A 7,820-nucleotide genomic window follows, 5' to 3' on the forward strand; every position below is an offset into this window, starting at 1 on the left:
AATCACAAACTCGTACCGGGATTAGTGTTATTTTTTAAAAAAGCAATTGACGAAGGAGAATCCTGGATATGAGTGAATTCATTAATAACCGTGAACAACAAACATATAAGAATACAGAGCGTCTCGAAATTTTAAAAGAAATTTTCAGAGACCTTCATAATGGAAGAAATATAAATGAAGTGAAGGCTCATTTCGATGCTTTTATTGGTAAAGTGACCATAGAGGAAATTGCACAGCTGCAACTGGAGTTTGTCAACGAGGGAAGTATGCCGGCAGAAGAACTGCAGCGCCTGTACACTCAGCACACTGATATTTTTAAAGGGAGAATTGAGGAAGATAACCGCGAGAAGAAGCCAGAGGAACAGCCTGGACATCCAATCCACACCTTTAAGCTGGAAAATAGAGAGCTTGATAAATTGGTGAAAACGCAGCTCCAAGTGCATTTATGGCAGTTCGAAAAAGAGGATCATGCGGAAAATGTATTTAAGCTCTTAGAGGATATCAACTTGCTGCTTGATATTGATAAACATTTTAATCGTAAGGAGCATTTGATTTTTCCATACTTAGAAAACTACGGCATTTACGGTCCAACAAATAATATGTGGAGAATCGATGACTTCATCCGCGATGCCATCAAAGAAGTGAAACAAACACTGCTTCATTATAATGGTGAAAAGCAGGTAGTGCTTGAAAAACTAAATTGGGTAATCGAAGAGGTAACAGCAATGATTTACCGGGAGGAGAACATACTGTTCCCAATGGCGCTGGCCAATTTAACAGAAGATGAATGGGTGAAGATTGCCCGTGAGAGCGATGAAATCGGCTTTTGCCTAACCGAACCGGAGGCTGTTTGGAAACCAGAACGGAATGCACTTGATGAAAATGCCATTTCCGAAGGCTATATTAAAATGGAAACCGGGATCCTGTCGTTAAAACAACTTGAACTGTTATTAAACCATTTGCCGGTTGACATTACCTTTATTGATCATGAGGATGTGGTCCGTTATTTCTCGCACGGGAAGGATAGAATTTTTGCTAGAACAAAAGCCATTATCGGAAGGACAGTGCAAAATTGTCACCCGCCAAGAAGTGTTCATGTGGTCGAGGATTTGCTGGCAGACTTTAAATCAGGTAAGAAAGACAGCGAAGATTTTTGGATTAAGTTTCGCGATAAGTACGTCTACATTAGATATTTTGCCGTTCGCGATGAGGATGGAAAATATGTAGGCACCTTGGAGTTTACGCAAAATATCGCCCCGATTCAGGCGATTGAAGGTGAAAAACGGATTTTATCATAATATTATAGAAGAAATTGGGATTAGCCCCCTCGGTGGATGAGGGGGTTTTTTGTGTAAATGGGAAAAGTGTACATTGATAAGAATGTCGCAAGAAAAATTAGATAAAAAAGACAAACTCATCCAAGTTAAATAATTAGCACAACGTGGCAAAATCATGTAATCTAAAAAGTACGTTTTTGAAAATAAAGGAGGATGGAGAAATGGATAAATCCACTAATAAACGAGGCCCAATCGTGGCGCTTCTTTTAGCTGGAACATTTATCGCAATCTTAAATCAAACCTTGATGATTACAGCAATACCTCCGATAATGAAGGAAATGAACATTACCGCCAACAGTGCGCAATGGCTGACGACCATTTTTATGCTTGTCAACGGTATTATGGTACCAGTAAGTGCATTCCTGTTAGAACGGTTTACCACCCGCCAGTTATTCTTGACTGCAATGAGCATTTTTGCAGCCGGTACAGTAGTTGGGGGAATAGCCCCAAATTTCGAATTTCTTTTATTAGGAAGAATTATTCAATCATGCGGAGCTGGAGTGATGCTTCCGTTGATGCAAACGGTATTTTTGCTGATTTTTCCGGTTAATCGACGCGGCGCTGCTATGGGACTGGTTGGACTTGTTATATCCTTTGCTCCGGCGATTGGGCCGGCCTTATCGGGATGGATTACGTCGCATTATTCATGGCGCCTCTTGTTTTTTATCATCCTGCCAATAGCTTTAATAGACATTGTTGTTGCATACTTCACCTTGAGAAATGTTACCGAATTATCGAAACCAAAAGTCGATATAATTTCCATCATTTTATCCTCTATTGGATTCGGCAGTCTTCTATATGGATTCACATGTGCAGGAAATTTTGGCTGGGGAAGCGGCATCACTCTTTTAACATTAGGAATCGGAGGTCTTGCCTTGGTATGGTTTATTACAAGACAGTTACGTCTCGAACATGCCATGCTGGAATTTAGAGTATTTAAAATTTCAATTTTTCCGCATGCCATCATTATCGGAATGGTAGGGTTTATGGGGTTAATTGGTGCTGAAACGATCATTCCTTTATATATGCAAAATATGAGAGATTTCTCAGCGTTTGAGGCAGGCCTTGCTCTTTTACCGGGCGCGCTAATTAGCGGATTTTTGGCACCGATTATCGGTAGGATTTTTGATAAAATTGGTGCTAGATGGCTGGTAATCACAGGTTTAATCATAATAACCGCATCCTCATTTGCGTTTACTAAATTGGGGCCAAACACAACCATTACCTTTATAACAGTTTTATATAGTATTAGGATGTTCGGCCTCTCCATGGTTATGATGCCGGTTGCCACGGCAGCCCTAAACCAGCTTCCGAAACGGCTCATTCCCCATGGAGCAGCAATGGATAATACGATGAAAATGATTGCCGCATCGGTTGGGACCGCTATTCTTGTCACTGTGATGACGACAACTGCTGCATCGGCGAAGGATGAGCCGGGAATCCTATATCCGGATATCCACGGTGCCAACATGGCATTTATGGTGATTGCTGTACTATCACTTTTGACGCTGGTTCTTTCGTTTTTTATAAAAAATGACACCCTGCCTGAAGAAGGTAATGAAGATGAGGGGCGCCGAAACATTCGAGTGAAATTCCAAGAATAGATTGCCCAATTGAAGAGGAGGCGAGTGTCTCCTCTTTATTTGGTGTGAAGCATGTACGTTTACCTGCTGAAGTTACTTGACCATGAAGCCGTAGGAGTGGTTAGCCTAATGCAATCGTGTCCGTGATTTAAGTTTTAGTAAATATTAGTAGCAAAGACCTATTCTTTTCGAGATATTGATGATGCGATAATGGATTTAAGTAAGCGTTTTCTATTTGTAAAAGTGCAAACGTTTGCGCAAAAATTTTGGGGGAGGAAAATGCATGAAAGGAAACTTACGTAAGTGGCTGAATTACCTTGCACTTTTAGCGTTATTTGTGCAAACGATTGCAGGAACAGCTTTTTTTCATCCGGCACAAACAAATGCAGAAGGACGGATCGTGACTCTAGTTGGTAACCTGCAAGATGAGCTGGGAGGCTCCGGTGAGTGGAATCCTGCAGATCAGGCTACGCAAATGAAGTTGCAGGAAACGGGGAAGTACATTCTAACCGGCAAACTGCCTGCAGGAAATTATGAATATAAAATTGCCATAAATGGCACCTGGGATGAGAATTACGGGGCAGACGGGGCAAGGAACGGTGATAATTATAAATTATCACTTGATAAAGAAACAGAGGTTACGTTTGTTTATGATGACACCACTCATAGAGTAACAGTACCGATTGAGCTGCCGGATAATCAAAAGCCAAGGATTGTTGGTGATATTCAGCCAGAGCTTAATGCCGGGGGAGAGTGGTCACCTGATGAATCGACGGCAATTTTGCATGATGAAGACCATGACAACGTCTACACATATACGGCTCAAGTTCCAAAAGGTAAACATGAATTTAAAATTGTTCTTGGGGATAACTGGAGTGCACCAGCTTATCCAGCTAATAACTTTGTATTAAATGTCTTTAAGGACACTGCGGTCACATTTTTTTACAACCATGATACAAAAGAAGTATATACCGATTATGATCCGGGGCTGCCTGATGGCATTGTTCAGGGGGACAAGCTATACCATGATACATGGGATACGGCTTACCGTTCCCCATTTGGGGCGGTAAAAGCAGGAGATGTTGTAAAGTTTCGGCTTCAAGCGAAGAAAGGGGACCTAACTGGAGCGAAGGTTCAGCTGAAAAACTATAATACCGGTAACACTGTCACTGTAGATATGGAATCTGCCGGCTGGCTTGAGCAAAAGGGTGGACAAGTGGAGTTTTGGGAAGCGAACGTTACGCCTAAAGAAAAGGGGGTATACGGCTATAAATTTATTGCCCGTGACGGCGCTGGCCAGAAGGAATATGGGGAAGACGTTCAAGAAGGCGGTATAGGTACGGCATCTGACTCTAACGCATCATTATTCCAGCTGACGGTATATTACCCGTCATATAAAACTCCTGATTGGATGAAGGAAGCTGTCGTTTATCAGATTTTCCCTGACCGTTTTTACAATGGAAATAAGAAAAATGATAATGCCAAAAGCAATGCGCGCGGGGGAGAGCCAATTGAACATAAAGAATGGAATGATCTGCCTGATAACCCTCGTTTGAAAGGCACCGAAGGATATCAAGACGATGCAATCTTCTCTAATGATTTCTTTGGCGGCGACATTGCAGGTATTCAACAGAAATTGGACTATATACAATCATTGGGAGTAAACACACTTTATTTAAATCCAATTGCTGAAGCAGCATCGAACCACAAATATGATGCTGCAGATTATAAAAATGTGGATCCGATGTTTGGTTCCCCAGAAGAGTTCCAGGCATTTACCAAAGAATTAAAGAAACGAAAGATGCATTTGATTTTAGATGGTGTATTTAACCATGTTGGCGATGATTCCATCTACTTTGACCGTTATGGTAAATATCCAACGGTAGGTGCTTATGAGTATTGGGCCGCAATTTATGACCTTAAGAATCAGGGAGTGTCAGAAGATGAGGCTAAAAAACAAGTAAAAGAAAAATTTATATCAGAGGGACAAATATTTAGCCCTTACGGTTATGAAAACTGGTTTAACATTCAAAATGAAAAAGTTGACGGTGTTTATAAGTACCAGTGTTGGTGGGGTTACGATTCACTTCCAGAAATCAAATCCATTCCTGGTGAAGCAGTCGATTATCCATCGGAGCTTAATAATAACTCGTTTGCCAAATATATTATGTATGATAAAGATTCGGTAGCCAAGTCATGGATTAGCAAAGGATCATCCGGTTGGCGTTTGGACGTGGCAAACGAAGTGGACCCTCAGTTTTGGAGGGAATTCCGAAAAGAGCTTAAGACTGGAAAGAAAGAGGACCATTAATATTGGGAGAAATCTGGGATGATGCCTCCAAATATTTCTTGGGTGACTTATATGATTCCGTCATGAATTACCGCTTCCGCGGTGCTATGATCGATTACCTGAAATCCGGAAACGCTGAAGGTGCACAAAATCAGCTAACTGCTGTTTATGAGGATTATCCAAAAGAAGCATTTTATTCCCTTATGAATCTGATGGGCTCACATGATACTGCCCGTGCAGCGTTTGTTCTGGGGAATGGAACAGACTCTTTTGAGAGAGCGGAGTTCGATAAGAATTATAACCCGAAGCTTGGAATTCAGCGTTTAAAGCTGGCTGCCATTTTGCAGATGGGTTATGCAGGTGCACCAACTATTTATTATGGTGATGAAGCAGGTGTGACCGGTTCAAAGGATCCCGATGACCGCCGGACATATCCATGGGGCAGTGAAGATAAGGAGCTAATTAAGCATTATCAAGCCATAGGAAAAGTAAGATCTAATTATCATGATTTGTTTAGCTATGGCGATTTGCACCATTTATATGCGAAAGGCGATGTGTTAGCTTTTTCACGCTCAGATAAAAAGAATGTTGGAATCGTCCTTACAAACCGCGGCAACGAACCAAAAACAGTCGAACTGAATATGGAAGATATAATGATAAACGGGATTAAATTAACCGACCAGCTCGATAAAAAATACACAGTAGAATCAAAGGATGGAAAATTGACTGTAACTGTTCCGGCCATGAGCGGGCGCATGCTTGTTTCGGAAAAGGGCCAAAACCTAAATCGTCCTGCTGTTATTACGGATTTAACAGTGGAGGAGGGCAGTCATTCGGCAGTTATTAAATGGGAAGGCGATGCGCAAAGATATGTCGTCTACCAAACAACGATTTCCGGTGCTTTTTACGAAAAAGTAAAAGAGTCTTCTATTAATAGTGTAACAATTGATGGACTTGATAATGGAAGAAAATATTACTTTGCAGTGGCAGCGCTTGATAAAAAGGGGAATAGCTCTGATAAGGTGGAATTCAAAACAGCAGTTATTCCGCATGTGAAATTAACGGAGGAAAACTACAAAATTGAAAACGTCACATCGCTTGAACCTGCGATTATTGATCTTTCTAAACCTGAAACAGTCACAGCAAATTTCTTTGTAAAAGGTGAAACAGAAACGGGAGAAATGGAAGGATTGCAGGCTAAACTTGAAGTAAAACAGCCTAGAAGCGAAAATTGGATTTCTTACAATGCTACTTATGTAAATCAACAGGATGTGTCGAATGTCTTTAGTTCTAATTTCCTGGCGTTTGATGAAGGCAGTTATGAGTATCGATTTGCCTTTTCAAATGACTTAGGCCGCACTTGGGTCACAAGTGAAATAAAAACGGTAACCTTTACCAAAGGAAGTGACACCATACCCCCTGTAGAAAAAATAACATTAGCTGAGCCTCAACAGGAATCAGGACAAGTGAACCTTTCTTGGAAATTGGAAGGAAATGAAGATCCATATATGATAGTTATTGTCCGCGACGGTATAAAAATCGACCAGCTGCAGGATGTGACAAAAGAATCGTATCGAGATATTAATGTAACAAACGGAAAAACGTATACGTACGAGGTACAAGTTTATGACCGTGCAGGAAATATGGTGAAATCCAATCCTGTAACCGTTACACCTGAATTAGTTACCGTAAAGGTAACATTTAAGGTGAACGCACCAGCCTATACTCCACAAGGAATTTATATTACGATGCCTGGTAGCAAAAACGGCTGGAACACCGGTGCATGGCAAATGACGCGTGCTGGGGCAGTCACCAATGATTATGAATATACTGTCGATGCACAGGAAGGTGAAGTATTAACGTATAAATACGTAAAAAATGGCACATGGGATCCAGAAGGGTTGCCTGACCATACACCTTCGAACCAAGAAGATGATGATGTCAGCTATTACGGATACGGAGCACAAGGGACAGACCTATCTATCATCGTTACAAACCAAGGTGGAAACCAAATGGTCGTTCAGGATAAGATTGTCCGTTGGATTGATCAGCCAGTTGTTATAACTTCCCATACCGACGGGCAAACGGTATCATCTGATACGATAACGCTGCAAGGTAATGCTATTAAAGATGGGGTTCTTACTATAAATGGTGAGCCTGTAACAATTAATAGTGATATGACTTTCTCGCAAACTATTAAATTAAATGCAGGAGTAAACAAACTCAGCATTCATATCGAACCATCAGAATTAAGTAAAACGACTAATTTTAAAAATGATGGCGGTGCAATTGCTAAAGCAACAAAGACGTTTGAATTCGTGATTAATAAACAATAAATATGCTATTGCCTCTTTCCTAATTAAATGGAGAGAGGCATTTTATTTGGATTTTATCTTTCTTTTAGTTCAATTGGAAAAAATTATATATTGAACACGAGTGATTCAGGTGATAAGATATAAAAGTTCCTTCACGAGAGGTCAAACCTAATGAATGAAAATTATGAGTTGACACATATGAAGTGAATATGATATATTAATTTTTGTCGCTGTAATAAGAGGCAAAATAGTTCTTTGAAAACTAAACAAACAAAAACGTCAACAAACAATAATG

Annotated in this window: 4 protein-coding genes; all 4 read left to right on the forward strand. The window is 40.5% G+C overall.

From position 1 onward, the window contains the following. The first annotated feature begins 68 nt into the window (after positions 1-68). The 4 genes from ACNQGS_RS27235 to ACNQGS_RS27250 all read left to right on the forward strand — a co-directional run bounded on the left by ACNQGS_RS27235 (position 69) and on the right by ACNQGS_RS27250 (position 7,546). On the forward strand, positions 69-1,298 hold the full coding sequence (locus ACNQGS_RS27235) for a DUF438 domain-containing protein (protein WP_491490115.1): 1,230 nt from the start codon (positions 69-71) through the stop codon (positions 1,296-1,298). A gap of 200 nt (positions 1,299-1,498) precedes the next feature. After that, positions 1,499-2,941, forward strand: a complete 1,443-nt coding sequence (locus tag ACNQGS_RS27240) for an MDR family MFS transporter (protein ID WP_491490116.1) — start codon at positions 1,499-1,501, stop codon at positions 2,939-2,941. Between the two features lie 262 nt (positions 2,942-3,203). Beyond that, on the forward strand, positions 3,204-5,231 hold the full coding sequence (locus tag ACNQGS_RS27245) for a pullulanase X25 domain-containing protein (RefSeq protein ID WP_491490117.1): 2,028 nt from the start codon (positions 3,204-3,206) through the stop codon (positions 5,229-5,231). 2 nt (positions 5,232-5,233) lie between these two features. Beyond that, complete coding sequence (locus ACNQGS_RS27250) at positions 5,234-7,546, forward strand: alpha-amylase family glycosyl hydrolase (protein ID WP_491490118.1); 2,313 nt, start codon at positions 5,234-5,236, stop codon at positions 7,544-7,546. The last annotated feature ends 274 nt before the right edge of the window (positions 7,547-7,820 follow it).

The organism is Neobacillus sp. PVCKKU3 (assembly GCF_058323225.1).